This window comes from Cupriavidus sp. 94F1 (genome assembly GCF_057798875.1).
Genome location: NZ_JBYOJT010000007.1, coordinates 60,030 through 76,624, shown reverse-complemented (window position 1 = coordinate 76,624; position 16,595 = coordinate 60,030). Strand labels below are relative to the sequence as shown.

Below are 16,595 nucleotides of genomic sequence, written 5' to 3'. Positions count from 1 at the left end.
CCTCCAAGATCAGGCCGCCAGGCCAGCGATTGCAGGTGAGGCCGGGAACGCCACCTGCCTGGCAGGTTCCGAGGCGTATCTGGTGCCGTTATAGAGCGCAATGTAATCGTGCGCCATGCGCGTCGCGCTGAATCGCCGGACGAACCTGCGGCGGACACCAGCGCGATCGATATCGCCGATGTGGCGGACAGCATCCACCGCTGCATCCATGGAATCGACGATGAAGCCCGTCACGCCATCCTCCACCACTTCCGGCACCGAACCGCAACGGAACGCGATGACCGGCGTGCCGCATGCCATGGATTCGATCATGGCCAAGCCGAAAGGCTCCGGCCAATCGATGGGAAACAGCAATGCGCTGGCGTCACCCAGAAACCGGGCTTTCTCGCGTTCCCCAATCTCGCCCAGGTATTCGACGTTCCGGTGGCGCCTGATCAACGGTGCGATCGTGGTGTCCCAATAAGCGCGGTCAACCGCGTCAACCTTTGCGGCGATCTTGAGCGCCATGCCCGAGCGTACTGCAATCTCGATGGCGCGGTCCGGGCGTTTTTCCGGGGAAATCCGGCCCAGGAAAGCAAGGTAGCTTCCGCGTGCTATGGAATGAAATGCCAGCAAGCCTTCCGGTAACCCATGATAGACATTCCCGGCCCAAGAGACCGGCGGCATGGGCAGGCGCTGGGCCAGCGAGATGGACACTAGCGGCACATCGGAGAACGTCTCGTAGAACGGCTTCAGGTCAGGCAGATCTAGCCGGCCGTGAAGCGTGGTGACGGTGCGCTGGGATATGCGCCGAATGAGCGGGAAATGCAGCATCTCGGTGTGGAAGTGCAGCACGTCGAATTCATCTGCCCGCCGGCACACCTCGTCGAGCATCATGATGTGATACGGCAACGGGTCCCTGACGGCGGGGTTGGATCGAAGGGCCTGGTCAACACAACTGACCAGGCGGGCGGGTGTCGAGGAATCGCCACAGGCGAACAGGGTGACGTCGTGACCCTGACGGACAAGTTCATCGGTGAGGTAGGCGACGACTCGCTCGGTGCCACCGTACTGCTTGGGAGGGCAACATTCGTGCAGGGGGGCGATTTGTGCAATTCTCATTTCCGATGCGTCTCCCCATGCCTGCCGTCCAACTCACTGGGGTAAGGTCAGCAAACGGCATGCCGGCCCTGACCGCGACACGTCCCGGCCACACGCACCTCCAAAAAAGCAATCCCGACCAAGACAGAACTTCCTGTTTTGTAAAGCTGCCGAGACTCGCCATACGCGGAGCCATTTGCCTCACGAAGAACGTCCGGTTGTCGGGTGTGGATCGCCAGTCATGCAGGACGCCGGCACCTGGCTACCGGGCGAACCGGTAATCGTGCGTGGGGTAAAGCTGCCAGTCGCCATTGCCGCACAACTCCAGCACCTCGTTGTGATACGGCAGCAGGGTGGGGCGGTGACTGACGCTGACGATCGTGGTGGGGCCGGCGACCAGCTGGCTGTAGAGGCGGGTCTCATTGCCGATGTCCAGCGCGCTGGTCGCTTCGTCAAGCAAGGCATAGCGGGGACGCGCCAGCAGCAGCCGGGCGAATGCCAGGCGTTGCTGCTCGCCGAGCGACAGGACCTTGCCCCAATCCAGTTCCGCATCGAGCCCGCCGAACCGTTGCACCATGTCGGGCAGGTTGACCATATCGAGCAGCTTCAGAAGCTCGACGTCCGGTATGTGCCGCCCCGCGCAGGCGGGATAGAGCAACTGACAGCGAAGGTTGCCGACCGCCATGTAGGGACGCTGCGGCACGATCACCATCTGGTCCGCCTCAGGGCGCACGATTCGGCCGCTGCCGCAATTCCACAGGCCGCTAATGGCGCGCAATATCGAACTCTTGCCACCGCCGCTGGGCCCCACGATGAGCAGGTTCCTGCCTGGCGCCACCGTTACGGTGAGGTCATTGAGCAAGGTGCGCTGGTAGTCGGGCGTATGCAGCGTCAGGTGCTCCAGCGACAGCGTGTTGCCCCGACGATGCTCGATGTGGCTGCCAGGTTTGCGGCGAACGATGCGCGTGGAGGCCAGCGAAGAGGCGAAAGTGGTCAGCCGGTCCACCCCCGCGAGGAACCGGCTCAGGCTCTCGAAGTTATCGACGATGACCGTCAGTGCCGCCAGCACGGCCGCGAAGGCACCGGCGGCCTGGATCGCACTGCCAACTTCGAGTTCGCCATCCAGTACGCGATGAGCGACGATAACGCTGGGCAGCATCAGGGTCAGGAACGCATAGGCATACTGGAACAGGTAGAGATTCAGCTCCCAGCGGATCAGCTTGTTGAAATTGGCGAACACATGCTGAAACCGGCTGCGCACATGATCGGATTCGTGCTGCTCGCCGCGATGGAAAGTAATCGATTCGGCATGCTCGCGCACACGGATCAGGCTGAAGCGGAAGTCGGCCTCGCACTTGAGCTGGTAGAAGTTCAGCCCGATCAGCACCTTGCCGAAGCAGAGCACCGAGACCACCGTGCCACAGATGGCATAGAGCACCAGGAACGCCACCAACTCGCGCGATATCGACCACAGTACCTTGCTGAACCCGATCAGCTGCAGCACCGCGCCCAGCATCAAGAGCAGAAAGTACAGCGACTGCTGCGTGAAGGTGCTGATGTCCTCTGATATACGCTGATCCGGGTTATCGATGGCCGTATTTGCATTCAGCGTATAGAAGGCGCAGCCGCCGAAATACTTGTCCAGATAGTGGTGCGTCATCCACGCTCGCCACTGGATGAACAGCTTGTGCCGGGTGTAGTAGTAAAAGGCATAGACAGGCACGGCGGCAATCAGGACGTAGACGAAGACCTTGATGGCGTCCCAGAACCGGTCGGCGTCCTTGGCAGCGAGCGCGGAGGCAAACTCCCCCGTTTGCCGGTTGAAGAGCACATTGGTCCACGTCTGGCCAAACAACAGGCACACCAGCATCGCCAGCAACGCCCAAGCCTTCCACTTTTCCCGTGACAGCCAGTATGGCTTGGCGATGCTAAAGAAACGCTTCCACAGATTGCCCTCGCGTGTAGACATAGCCATTTCGTCCCACAACGCCTATGGGAAGGGCTGGCGCGCCTCTACATAGGCCGTTAGCAACCGGGTGGACGCATTTCGCGTGCCTGGGAAGATCAGGCTTGCGAGGTGTTTTGAATGGGGGTCAACGGTCCGCGATGCGTCATATTGCCGCCTGCGCCGTCAAGCTTCGCCCGGGTAACGGCCTACGCGCACGCTTGCAAATCCTACTGCAGTAGGGTGAGGCTCCCCCAACCGAGGGGAGGAGACCAGCACCGAAAATTTGGGGCGAATGCCACCGCATCCTGCTTAACGGCATTCCCGGGGATTCCTTGAGCCTTGCCGATTGCTCTCAAACGCTCACATCCAAAGGGATTGGCCCTCCTACATTCGCGGGTCTATACCCCCTAGCGAGTTCGTAGGGCGCACGGGCCTTGATCCGGGTAGGCCGATGAGCGCAATGCTCAGGCGTTGCGTCCCGCCTACATCCAAGATCCTTACGCCCGCAAGAGGTATTTGCCAGTAAGTCCAAATTTGATAATTTCGCGCCCTATGAAGAAGTAGGGGGGCGGCGCTGCAAGCGACCACGCTCCCTACGCATCAAAAAATAGAAGGGAGCGGTTCGTTGTTTCGATTTCGGGTTCTACGGGGTGCGCCTGCGCCGCAGGCGCATTGTTCGCGCGCGTGGCGCACTGTTACGGCATTGGCGTTCGCCGCGCTGGCCATGCGCGTCCAAGGGGCAGGTGTTGTGGCGGACGGCAGCACGGCCACCACCGTCAACGTGGGGACTGGCGGCCGCATCACGGTTGGCGTGGCGGGCGCCGTAGGTGGCGTCTCTACCAACAGCTATCGCGAGTTCAACGTGCCACGCGCGGGCGTGGACCTGGACAACGCGACGGCCCGAGCCCGCACGATCCTGAACCAGGTGACGGGCACCAATCCGTCGCTGCTCGAAGGTCCGCTCAGCGTGCTGGGTCCGCGTGCCAATGTCGTGATCGCCAATCCGAACGGCATCAGTGTCAACGGCATGGTGGTGCAGAACATCGGCAACCTGGCCCTGACCACCGGCCAGGTGTCGTTCAACGACTTCACGGTCAACGGGCAGTTGCAGCGCAATCTGGTTTTGACCACAAACCAGGGGTTGATCGACATCGGGCCTGGCGGCCTGTCCGGCACGCTGCTCAATCTCGAACTGATCGCCAAGCAATTGCGGGTCGCTGGCAAGGTCGAGAACTACTACACCGACGCCAATTCGCGCGTACGCGCCGTGGTCGGTGACAGCCATGCGGAAATCGATGCCAGCGTTTCGCCGGGCGACAACCTGACACCGTGGATCTCCTATACGGCCGGTACTGGCGCGACGTCCAAGCAGATGGCGCTCGATATCACCGCAGCAGGCAGCCTGATTGGCGGTCGCGTGGAGTTGATCGTGACCGACCAGGGCGCGGGCGTTCGCAACGCTGGCGCGGCTTACGCCACTGCTGGGGATTTCGTGATCTCCGGCAGTGGAGACCTGGAGCTCGGCTCGGGCAAGATCACCGCCAACCGCGACGTGCTGATCGGAAGCGGCGGGCTGCAAGGCACGGGCACGATCGCGGCCGGACGTCACATGCAGGTCTTGTCCGACCGCATCAGCATGGCCGACAGCGCCCTGACGGCTGGCACGGCGACAACGGGTGACATCGTAATCGGCGCATCGGGCCAGGCGCACAGCCGAACGGTGTCCCTGACTGACACGGTGCTGAACGCCAGTGGTGGCGTGGGGGTGTTCGACGCTGGCGCTGGCGTGGCGCTTTCGGGGGTGCAGCTTAGCGCCAACGGCAATGTGTTGATGGAAGGCAAGGGCGTAGGCGGACTCGTCGTCAGCGCCGGGCGTACGCGCACATCGCTGACGTCGCTCCGAGGCACAGTGTCGATCGCCGCGACGGACCTGCAACTCAACGGGGCCGATATCGACGGCGTCGGCGGTGCCTCGGCCAAAGCCAGCAACATTGCGCTGCAAGACGCTGTCTTCGCTTCCTCGGGCGGCGCGGTGACCGCAGACGTTGCCGGGGCGTGGCGACAGCAGGACAGCGACGTACTCGCGGCCACCGACGTCACGCTCCACAGCGGATCCATGGTGCTGGCATCGGCCGGCCGCCAGTCCACCATCGTCGCCAATGGCGGGGGCGTAGTGGTCAATGTCGACAGTGACCTCGTCAATACCGGTGCCCTGGTCCAGGGCCAGCGCCGGGGTACGTTGCCGGGTGCCGAAGGGGCGGTCACCGTGCGTACGGGCGGCTTGCTCTGGAACGATTCGACACCCCAATACCTGGGCATCCTGTTCGGCACAGCCGACGACGTTGTCGTGCGTGCCGGCGGCGACATCGTCAACCGGCATGCGCGGATGCTGTCCAACGCCCGGCTCGATGTCGCCGCGACCGGCGACTTGATCAATGAGATCACCAAGCAGCCAGGTGCGAATGGCGAGCAGGCCGTTGTTGATGCCGAATCCGCCCGTCGGTGGCTGGTGCTGACCAAACGCCGCAGCACGTTCGATATTGACTATGGCGCCGCCGACCGTCCCGGCCAGATTGCCTATCTGCTGTCCGACACCGGCACCTCGCTCAGCGGCCGCAATGTGATCAACACCGGGGGCGAGATCTATGCCAACAACGGCGCGATCACGATCCATGCCGCCGATACGTTCCGCACGCAAGGGGTGACCACGGGATCGGCACACTATTCGCGGACCTGCATGATCGTGTGCCGTACCTCGGCATCGTCCGATACCGCAGTAACGGGCGGTCTGCTGTCCGCTGGTGGCAGCATAGACATCACCGCAGGCAAGCTGGCCGAGAACCTTGGCGGGCGCGTGCTGGCCATTGGCGACCTGACGGTCAATTCGCCAGTGACCTACGCTTCGGGTGTGACAGGCTACACAGCCATCGCGCGTGATCGGGGCTTCAAGGTGTTCTTCGGCGATACCTGGGCGCGCCTTTACGCGATGGACGTAGGCGGTAGCTGGATGGCAACGGGCCGCACCCGCATTGGCGGCGATGCCGTCGTGTCGGGAGGCAGCTTCGATGGCGATGTGTCGGTCGCCGGTGCCACCACCATATCCCGTCCTCGCCAGCAGACACCGGTTTCCGTGGAAAGCCATCTTGGCCTGACGTCGTGGATGTGGCGATGACATCCACGACGCGACGAAACCATCTTCGCGCCGCCGCATGCTGGCTCGTGGCCGCTGCCGGATCGGCGATGGCGCAGGTGCCGCCAGTTGGACTCGTGCCGCCCGAAGACCCGGCCCAGCGACTGCTGCGCGAGCAGCGCCAGCGCGAACTGCAGCGCGAGGCGACGCAACCGCCCGCCCAGATCGAAAACCGCGTGCCCACGGCGCCGGACGTGCGCGTCGAGGATGTTGAAGAGACGGCCACCACGTTTGCCATCGACCGTATCGAGGTGGTGGGTAACACCGTACTGTCTGACGCAGACGTCGAAGCCATTACGGCCCCGTTTGCTGGCCGCCAGCTTGGTGCCAATCGCATCAACCTGCTGCTGCGCCGGTTCACCGAGGCGTTTGTCGCGCGCGGCTATATCACCACGCGCGCCTACCTGGGCGAGCAGAACCTGGCCAGTGGTGTCCTGCGCGTGACCGTGGTGCCGGGGCGGGTGGAGTCGTTCCAGCTCAACGGCAAGACCCTACGCCCTGGCCCGCTGCCGCTCTTCGATACGGTGGCAGGCGGATGGATCACCGACGCGGGCACGGTATGGCAGTTTCCGGCGACGGGCGACACCTTGCGGCTGGCGGATCTAGAGCAGGGCGTCGATCAACTCAACCGTCTGCGCCGCAATCGGGCCGAGATGCAGATCCTGCCGGGCCAGACGCCCGGCGGATCGGTCGTGGCACTGGCCAACCAGCCCGGCGACCGCTTCCGCTTCAATGCGGGCGTCGACAACTACGGTAGTCGCGTGACCGGCATTTCCCGCACGCGATTGGGTATCGATGCCGACAATGCGCTCGGTCTGCAGGAATCGCTCGGCGTCAGCTACGTTGGCACGACAGATACCAATGCGGCCGTGGCGTCGGTGGCCGTGCCGTTTGGCTACAACACGTTCAGCTATACGGCGTCGTTGTCCGAGTACCAGAACACCATTGGCGATACGGCGCTGCTCTATGGCCGCACGTTGGGCCATACGTTTGGCTGGAATCGCGTCATTACGCGCAACCAGCACGGGCGACAGGCGTTGGACCTGACGCTGACCTGGCGCAAGACCGAGCGTGAGATCAACAACCTCGAACTGGATCCGCAACGGCTGACAGTACTGCGAGCCGCGTGGAATGGGCTCTGGCGCTTTGCTGCCAACGGCCAGCAAGGCTATGTCACGGCAGAAGCCGGCTATTCGCGTGGATTGTCGGCATTCCACGCCACGCCAGACCCATCCGACATCCGCCATGACGAGGCCCACGCGCAGTTCAACAAGCTCGACGCCAATACCACGCTGCAATTGCCGCTCCCGGTCATCGCGGAGCGCGTGCAACTGGCCTGGCGGGCGCAACTGGTGGGGCAGTGGACCGACGTTGCGTTGTTTGGCTCCGAGCAGATCTACGCGGGGGGGATGAGCACCGTGCGCGGCTTTCGGGAAGGAGTGATTGCGGGAGACCGGGGGGCGTACCTGCGCAATGAGGTCGCATGGGCCAACGCGCCGGCGATTGCGGGCATCCGCATGGAGCCCTATGTCTTTCTCGATGGCGGCGAAACCCAGTACGTGGCCACCCACCGATGGCAAGCCGTGGTGGGGGCGGGCGCAGGCATCCGCCTGTCAGCCCAGTGGGCCAAACAAACTTTCACGAGCGAACTGCTGGTGGGCGGGCCGCTGGCGCAGCCCGCCAATCTCGGGCCGAAGCGCGGTGTCGTGCTGGCCACCTTGAACTGGATCTACTAGAAATTGGGAGCACAAGCCATGCAAGGCAACTTTACTCGTCTCGCTCTGGGTGCCGTCATCGCACTGGGGCTTCAGTGCGCGCACGCTGCCACGGTCAATGGCGTGGCAATCGCCGATACGGCTATCACCGACACCCTGCAGGCGGCGGGCCTGCCCGATTCTCCGCAGGCGCGCGAGGCGATCAAGCAGCAGTTGATTGCCAAAGAACTGTTCCGGCAGGAGGCCGCCAAGGACAAGGCGCTGGAGCAGCGCCCTGACGTGCAGGCATCGCTGCGTGACGCGCGGAATCAGGTGCTGATGCAGGCTTGGCTCAAGGACCATATCAAGCCCGCGCCGGTGACCGATGCAGAAGTCCGGGCGCGCTACGACGCCATTGTGGCCACGCTGGGCGGCCAGGAATACAAGGCCCGGGTCATCGAAGTGGCCGACGATGCCGCGGCCAGCGCTGCGCTGGCACGTATCAAGGCCGGCGAGGACTTCGCGAAGGTGGCGCAGGACATCAGCCTCGCCCCGTCAAAAACCGCTGGCGGTGCGATGGAATGGATCAGCTTCAAGGTGCCGGTGCAGGAGGGCAAGACCCAGAACCTGCCGCTGCCGATTGCGCAGGCAATTGCATCGCTGCCGCCGGGTGCCATTACGCCCGCGCCGGTCTCGCTGGGCGAACGCCGCTATCTGGTCAAGGTCGATGCCGTCCGCCCGACGCAGATCCCTGCGTTCGAGACGGCGGCGCCCGGCATCCGGCAGGCGCTGCAGGCGCAGGCGCTGGAGCGCGCCACGCTTGCCTTGGTCACGAGCCTGCTGACCAAGGCAAAGATCACCCAGTAATTCGCGCCGCATTTGCTACGCCCGATTCGCCGGCGGCGTTTCACGCTGCCGTTCCAAGTTTTTTGTCTGACGCTGTTCAGCCCTACCATGCAACGCGACCGCTCGGCCACGCTGTACCCCGTTTCCTCGACCTCCGCTGACGTTCCCACGGACGTGCCGGCCGACCTGTCGCTGGCCGACCGTGGCCGCCGCAGCCTGGCGGCGCGTGCCCTGGCGGCATGTCTGGCCACGACGCTGTGGATAGGGCCGATGTCGATCACGTTGCAGCAGTCCAGGCAGGCGGCAGGTGTACTAGGTGCGGGCGCAACGCCTGTGGATGCCTTCGCCACGCATGTCGGCGCAGTGCGGCAGGGACTGCTGCGCTGGGCAATGGACCAGGTTCCGGTGGTATTGCGCTTCGGCCCCGCCGAGGCCATGGCCGTACCAGTGACGGATCCGGCTGCGCCGATCCGCTTCACGCCGACGATCTCTGCCACGACCGGCCCGGGCGCACCGCAAGGTGGCGTGCCTGTCGTAGGCATCACCGCGCCGAATGCCCAGGGCATCTCGCTGAACCAGTACCGCTCGTTCGTCGTCGATCCGATTGGGCTGATCCTGAACAACAGCGCCACCGGCGGTGGCGCGTTCCTGGGCGGCCAGGTGGCGGCCAATGGCAACCTCGCAACGTCGGGGCCGGCGCGTTTGATTGTCAACCAGGTGACCAGCAATGCGCCGGCGCAGATCAACGGCATGGTCGAGGTGTTCGGCGCCCAGGCCGGCGTGGTGGTAGCGGCACCGGGCGGTGTCTATACCAACGGCGCGGGCTTCACCAACACGTCGCAGGTGACACTGACGACCGGCACGCCGCAGTGGCTTTCGGCCACAGGCGCCGCCACAAGCTTCGATGCTGCCGCGTCGGCGGGATTCCTGGTGCAGGGCGGCCGCATCCAGATCGGCAACCCGACGCCGGGGTCGGCCAGCACCGGCATCGAAGGCACGGTCGGCAATATCAATCTGATCGGCGAGTCGATCGGCATCGATGCGGCGCTGAACGCCGGCCGCCAGATCAACCTGGTGGCGGGGCGCCAACTGGTAAAGCCAGATGGCGACGGGTTCACGACGACGCCCACCGGCGTCAACAATGCCGCCACGAACACCTCGGCCACGAACGGCCTAGCCATCGATGCCACGGCGTTCGGGGCGATGAATGCCGGGCAGATCCGCATCGTCAGCACGGCCGTAGGTGTGGGGGTGCGCGCCGATGGCAACCTTGCTGCATCGGCGGGCAATCTGACCATCGATGCGTCGGGCAACGTGAAGGTGGGCAGCACCTACGCGAAGCAGGCGGCGGCGCTGAACGCGGCCGGTACGCTGGAGGCATCCGGCAACGGCCGCGCCGAGGCGGGCTATACGGTCAACGCGGCTGGCGACGTGACCCTGGGCGGCACGCTGGAGGCGGGGCGCGGCATCGCCGTGACGTCGGGCGGCGTCATTCGTGGTGTGGGTGGCGTCAAGGCACAGGATGCCGTAGCGCTCGACGCAGCGACCAATGTGGATGTGGGCGGAGCCATCAACGGCGCCAGCATTGTCGTCAAGGCGGCGGGGCAGGACGGGCAGGGCGATATCCGCCTGGGCGGCGACGTAACGTCGCCGGGCACTATCGCGCTGCAGGCAGCGCGGGACACTGTCATCGACGGTAGCGCCGTGTCGGCCGGCGACCTCAACCTGGCTACACAGCGCAATCTGACGATTCGCGGCGCTGCGGGTAGTACCACGGGCAATGTGTCGCTGACCGGCGTAGACGGTAGCGTCACCACGGCGGGCAATGTTGTGTCGCCTGGCACGCTCACCGTGCAAGCGGGTACCGATGTCAGCCTGGGTGGCCAGGTGGTGGCCACGGGCCGGCTCGACGTCGCGGCCCGGACTGGCAGCATTAGCACCAGCGGGCAGATCGGCAGCAATGCCGGCATCGTGCTGAAGGCGGCGCAGGATGTAACGGTGGGCGGCCAGGCGCAAAGCGCGGGCGATACGGCCATCACCGCCACACGCGGCAACGTTGTCGTCAACGGGGCACTGACGAGCGACGGCAATATCGCTATCGCGGCCGGCGGCAGCGCGAACGTTTCCGGCAAGTTGTCGAGCGGCGGCAACGCCAGCGTGTCGGCTGCAACGGGTTCGGCCACGATCAGTGGGTCGCTGACGAGCCTGGGCAATGCCAATGTCACGGCCGCGCAGGATGCGACGCTATCTGGCAGCACGCTGGTGGGCGGGAGTCTCGGTGCGTCGGCAGGCCGGACGCTCAAGGTGGGCGACCTCACCTGGATCGGCAAGGATGCCACGCTGCGCGGTGGCGACGTCTCGATAGGCGCGCCGCCGGGCCAGCAGAACGCTGTCAGCGGTACGCTGGACGTCGCCGCCACGCGTGGCCTGACGCTGACCGGCGACACCACGGCGACCAACGTGACGCTGAGCGGCGCGACCGTCATCAACGCGGGTGGAACAGCGGCAGTGCAACAGATGCAGGTCTCGGGCGGCACGGTGACCAACACCGGGACGCTGGCCGGCAGTGCCGTCACGCTGAACGTGGGGAACCTGACCAACCGTGGCGTACTGGGTGGGCAGAACGTCAACGCGACCATTGGCAACGCCTTCGACAATGCGGCGGGGCTGCTGTCCGGTGCCCAGACGCTCACGGTGTCGGCCGGTGCACTGGTGAACAACTCGGGCGGCACGCTGTTTGCCGGCGACCTCAGCGGCCAGAATCCGCTGAGCGGCAATCTGGCGTTTACCGTGCTTGGTGGCAACGGCAGCTTCAATAACGTCGGCGGTCAGGTGCTGGCGGGTAACAACCTGACACTCAACGCGCCGAACCAGGTTTTCGACCCATCGGCCATGGCCACGGGAAAGCTCGATGCCAATGGCACGCTAACACTGGGCGCACTGGCGATCAGCAACACCGGCACGTGGACGGTGCCGGGCGGCAGCGTCGTACTCAACGCCAGCCAGGGCATCAGCAACAGCGGCACGATCCAGAAGGCGGGCGACCTGTCGCTGGCTACTGGCGGTGCCCTGACCAACACCGGGCAGATTATCGGCGGCGCTAATGTTTCGCTGTCCTCCGGCAACCTGACCAATACGGGCACGCTGCACGCCAATGGCGACCTTGCGCTGGACGGCAACGTCACGAACCGCGGTGTGGCGGAGGCGCTGGGCAATATCGCCATCACGGGTGGCAACTTCGACAATACCGGCGCCAAGATCCAGGCCAACGGCAACCTCAAGATCGACATCGGCGGCACGGTTACCAACGTGGCCGGCGTGGTCGGCGCCAACGGCGATATGCATATCGCGGCGGGGGCCGTGGTCAACGACCGTGCAGGGCCGGTGGATGGGGGGAGTACGACCGGCAAGGTCAGCAACGAGGCGCTGATCAACTCGGCGGTGATCGGCAGCTACGCGCCGTGGGAGCAGTCTGGCTGCGATTCATGCTCATGGATGCCTACGGCGGGCACGCCCACCAACCTGAAGCTGAGCGATATCCGTCGCACTCTCGACGGCACTGCATTGGCGCCGGAGGTCGGCTACTACCCCTATACGTCGGGTGGAGATGCCGGCATCTCATGGATTCCGATGTGGCAACTGGTCGATGCCAACAGTCCGTACCCGGCCAATGCCGTGGGCACGGCGATCGCGTTGCCGACCGTAGACCGCACCATCATCAAGCAGGCGGACGGCGTTGCTGGCCAAATCATCGCTGGGGGCAATCTCGATATCGTCGCGTCGACCTTGTCCAACAAGGGCGGCATCATTTCAGCCGCACGCAATGTCGCGCTCAACGTCGGAAACTTCGACAATGGCCGATCGGCGACGCTGATGGACAACGTGACAGACGTCGTCAACCAGGCCGAATTCAATGCGCTCCTAGCCACGCTCAACCGGCTGGCACAGACAGTTCCGTTTTCTGGGCTCAAGGGAGACAACCAGCAACTGCTGTTTGGCGTCATCATACCGCCATGCATGGGTGACAGTTGTGGCATGCCACCCATCACCGGCGCACCGGTCAACATTGGTCGCGACGTCAACAACGCTGCTGTGGCGGCGCCGACGCAGTCGTCGACAACTTACCAGCTCGGCAAGGCAGGGCAGATCACCTCGGGCGGCAACCTGACCTTGACCGGATCGGGCGACCTGACCAACGCTGGGGATATCGCCGCTGCTGGCAACGTCAAGATCAAGACCCCGGGTACCTTCACCAACAAGGGGGTGTACGACGTCAGTGTTTCGACGAAGGTCGGCTGTGTGCCAGGTGGCGACTGTCCGGACGATAGCAATCCCACCGTGCAGTCGGTGGCTTGGCAACAGACGCCTTCCACCATTGCAGCCGGCAATTCGCTGACCATCAACGCAGGCGGCGTGCAGAACCTGAATGCCACGCTGGCCGCGCAGGGCAATGTGGACCTCACGACCGGCGGCACGGTAACCAACCGGGCCGGTGCGATCCAGTCGATTTCTGGCGATGTCTCGATCACGGCGGCGGCGCTTATCAACCAGTCCGTCGATCCCGTCAAGCTGAACAAGAGCTATGGCGGCCAGAATCCTGCGTATGCCGGTGGCTGCAATCCGGGCGGTACCTATGGCAACAGCCAGTGCCGCGCCACCGAGGACGCTGCTGCCGGTCCGGCAGCGGTAATCTCTGGCGCCCGGAACGTCACGATCCAGACCGGGTCGCTCAATAACAATGGCGCGCTGATCAGCGGCGGCCGCAATGTCAACGTGCAGGCCAGCGGCGGGGTGGACAACACCGCCATCGCGCTCAATGCCGACTGGATCGGTCGCTGGCAGGAAGACCGCAGCGGCGGCGACCGCTGGCACGATACCGGCGGCCGTTCGGTGCTGGGCAGCATCGCGTCCGGCATCCAGGCGGGCAATGCGCTGACCGTCAATTCTGGTGGCCAGATCGTCAACACCGGTAATCTGCTGGGCCAGGCTGTCGACCTGACCGGTGCGTCCATGGTCAACGGCATTACCAGCCCGAACCAGCCCACGCCGCCCATCGCCCCGCCGCAGCAGGTCATCCCGCTCGGTCTGTCGCCGGTGCCGGCCGGATCGCTGCCGCCTACGGCGACAGTCGCGCCGGACCCTACCGAGCCGTGGCAGTTCACGCCAGTGGTGGTAGCCACGCCGACCGCGCCAACGGCAACGACACCGCCTGCCGTCGACTGGCACTTCAATGCCAAGCCGGACGGCACGCCGGTGACCGCCCCCACCACGTCGAACGACCGTGCGCAGTACGTCAACCCGAACCCGGCTACCGGGGTGCTGGCTGGCGTGACGCCGGACAGCCTGCTGGCGCAATTGCCGCCAGAACTGCGCCCAGGCAACGTGACGTTCTACTACGACCCATATACCGAAGGGCAGAAACTACAGCATGCCGCGCTGGCGCAGACGGGGCAGGAAAGCTTCATCAGCGGCCTGTCGTGGGATAGCCAGAACAACCTGTCGGTGACCGATCAGGAAAAACTGGCGCTCTACAAGAATGCCGCGGACTACGCGAAGGAACACAATCTCGCGCTGGGCCAGGCATTGAGTGTCGACCAGGTGAAGGCGCTGGACGCGCCGATGCTGTGGTACGTCGAGCAGGCGGTACCCGATCCCCGATGCACGCTCGCAAGCACGATCTGCCCGAGCGTCAATGCGCTCGTGCCGCAGGTCTATCTGCCTGAGGGCTATGCACAGGCGCTGGCGGTGCCTACGGGTGGCACGATCAGCGGCGAGAACATCAAGCTGACCGTCGACGGCCAGCTTCGCAACACCGGTCAGGTCATCGCGCGCGACACGCTGACGGTCAAGGCTGAGAGCATCGACCTGAGCCCGAACGTGGTGTCCATCGGCACCAACGCGTACAAGGCCCAGGGCGGCTGGAACGTGGTGACCGGCACCGTGGTGCAGCCCGGCGGCTTCCTGTCGGCGATGCACATGGACATCGAAGCCGACAGCATCCGCGCCATCAACGACGCCTTCCGCGTGACCCGCGCCGACGGCTCGGTCGACCCTGACGCCAGCGCAGCGCTGGTGGCGCAGCTCAAGGAAAGCCTGGGGCTGAACTACACCGAAGGCACGGTCGCCGACGACATCCATACGCGGTTTATCAAGGAGAAGAAGGGCTTCGGCATCATCGGCCAGATTGTGGCGATGGTGGCGGCGGTGGCGGCGTCCATCGTGACGGCCGGCGCTGCTGCCGCCGCGATGGGTGTCGCCTTGGCCAGTATGACCCTCGGTCAGGCAATGGTCGTGGCGGCATTGTCCAGCATGGCCGGCAGCCTCGCGAGCCAGATTGTCTCCGGGCAAGGCCTCAATTTCGGCAAGATTGCCCAGGCTGGCCTGATCGGTGCGGTTACCGCCGGGTTGACCAACGGCATCACGTTTGACGGCAACAGCTTTGGCTTGAGCGAGTGGGGGAAATCGCTGGAGGGAACTAAGACTCTGGCGAACCTCGCAGGCAGCAATACGGCCGGAGGCGTGCTACAGGCGGCGAAGGACGGCGCCACAGGCACCATTTACCAGCAGGCCATCGGTATGGTCGGTACCGGCCTGATCAGCGCCGGAGTCAATACCGCCTTCAACGGCGGCAGCTTTGGGCAGGCGTTCCTGAATAACCTTGTGGCGCAAACAGCCGCTCTGGGCGCTAACGCGATTGGTAACTCCACAGATCCGCTAACGCTGCAGAATGTTGCCGCCCACGCTGCGCTGGGTTGTGCTGCACAAAGTGCGATGGGAGCTGACTGCGCTAGTGGTGCCATTGGCGGGGCCACTAGCGCAGTAGTGGCGCCGTTGGTGCGTGACGGGCTGTACGACGGCAGCCAGACCGTGACAACGACGGCGAATGGCGACGGGACGGTGACCACGACGACGAGCTACGATAACCGGGCGTACAACGCGGCGACGGCGGCCATCGCGATGTTGGCGGGTGGGGCACTGGCAGGTGCACTCGGACGGGACGCGAGCGCGGCGGCCGGCGCGGCGCAGAACGAGGCGCTCAATAACTCGACCAGTGCCAAGACACTTACCCAGTCGATGGCTGATTGGTTGCAACAGAACTACGGCAACATGGGCGGCGACTTGGCTCGCTGGTATCGCCAGTTCGTGGGCATGATGCCGGGACAGACGCCACCGACGGAGGCGAATCCGTTGGTGGATGCGACAAACGGAGGCAATCCGCCGGCGACGGGCGGAGCCGTAGTGACGCCGCCGCTGATGGCTTGCGGCCCAAGTGGTCAGTGTGTGTTGACCCCGCCGGTTGCGTCACCGGGGGCACCTGGTAATGCAATACTCTCCAGCGGAAACGGCGATAGCGAAAGTGGATCGGCGGGCGGCTCCGGCAACAGCACGAGCGGTCTACCAACGACGGACGCTGTTTCCGTAACCGGGAACCGTTCGATCGATAAGGCTCAAAGCTATGAGAACGCTGTCCAAGGGATGTACAACAATACTCCCTTCGCGGAGCGGCAATATACGGCTGTTGTAAATGGTCAGCGGGTTAACGGTATTGCTGACGATGTGGCGATTCTTGACGGAAGGCTCACTGCCGTCGAAGCGAAATACGTAGATGATTGGGCCACGTCGCTGCGTAACCCAAACAGCCCCAATGGGATGACTCCCTGGGCTCGCGTCGAACAGCAAAACATGGTTTCCCAAGCGCAAAAATACGCGGCGGGCTTCGATGGTGGCGTGGTGTACCATACCAACAGCCCGCAGCTTGCCGCTTACTATAGTCAGGTGTTCAGCAACTCGGGGGTCAAGAACTTCAAGTTCGTGATCACGCCGACCAAGTGATAGG

General features: G+C 64.4%; 6 protein-coding genes. 4 read left to right on the top strand and 2 right to left on the bottom strand.

The features are described 5' to 3' along the window. Positions 1-9: 9 nt before the first annotated feature. Positions 10-1,101, bottom strand: coding sequence for a glycosyltransferase family 4 protein (locus tag AC3FJ6_RS18710; protein WP_488773219.1), 1,092 nt, complete (start codon positions 1,099-1,101; stop codon positions 10-12). 241 nt (positions 1,102-1,342) lie between these two features. Beyond that, a complete protein-coding gene (locus AC3FJ6_RS18705) occupies positions 1,343-3,055 on the bottom strand; it encodes an ABC transporter ATP-binding protein/permease (protein ID WP_488773331.1) in 1,713 nt (570 codons plus the stop codon). 697 nt (positions 3,056-3,752) lie between these two features. Here AC3FJ6_RS18705 and AC3FJ6_RS18700 point away from each other — a divergent pair. From AC3FJ6_RS18700 to AC3FJ6_RS18685, 4 genes are all read left to right on the top strand, one after another. Further along, the gene (locus AC3FJ6_RS18700) at positions 3,753-6,200 is read left to right on the top strand and encodes a two-partner secretion domain-containing protein (RefSeq protein WP_488773218.1); all 2,448 of its coding nucleotides are present in this window, start codon (positions 3,753-3,755) and stop codon (positions 6,198-6,200) included. Then, complete coding sequence (locus AC3FJ6_RS18695) at positions 6,197-7,954, top strand: ShlB/FhaC/HecB family hemolysin secretion/activation protein (RefSeq protein WP_488773217.1); 1,758 nt, start codon at positions 6,197-6,199, stop codon at positions 7,952-7,954. Before AC3FJ6_RS18700 ends, AC3FJ6_RS18695 begins: the two co-directional genes overlap by 4 nt. 18 nt (positions 7,955-7,972) lie before the next feature. After that, entirely contained in the window at positions 7,973-8,779 is an 807-nt protein-coding gene (locus tag AC3FJ6_RS18690) for a peptidyl-prolyl cis-trans isomerase (RefSeq protein ID WP_488773216.1), read from the top strand. Positions 8,780-8,866: 87 nt separating this feature from the next. Beyond that, positions 8,867-16,591 carry a two-partner secretion domain-containing protein gene (locus AC3FJ6_RS18685; protein WP_488773215.1) on the top strand — a complete coding sequence of 2,575 codons (7,725 nt, stop codon included), beginning with the start codon at positions 8,867-8,869 and terminating at the stop codon, positions 16,589-16,591. Positions 16,592-16,595 lie beyond the last annotated feature (4 nt).

Coding starts and splice junctions, on each gene's coding strand:
- AC3FJ6_RS18695 (WP_488773217.1), top strand. CDS start 6,197: ATGACATCCACGACGCGACGAAACCATCTTCGCGCCGCCGCATGCTGG.
- AC3FJ6_RS18710 (WP_488773219.1), bottom strand. CDS start 1,101: ATGAGAATTGCACAAATCGCCCCCCTGCACGAATGTTGCCCTCCCAAG.
- AC3FJ6_RS18690 (WP_488773216.1), top strand. CDS start 7,973: ATGCAAGGCAACTTTACTCGTCTCGCTCTGGGTGCCGTCATCGCACTG.
- AC3FJ6_RS18705 (WP_488773331.1), bottom strand. CDS start 3,055: ATGGCTATGTCTACACGCGAGGGCAATCTGTGGAAGCGTTTCTTTAGC.
- AC3FJ6_RS18700 (WP_488773218.1), top strand. CDS start 3,753: ATGCGCGTCCAAGGGGCAGGTGTTGTGGCGGACGGCAGCACGGCCACC.
- AC3FJ6_RS18685 (WP_488773215.1), top strand. CDS start 8,867: ATGCAACGCGACCGCTCGGCCACGCTGTACCCCGTTTCCTCGACCTCC.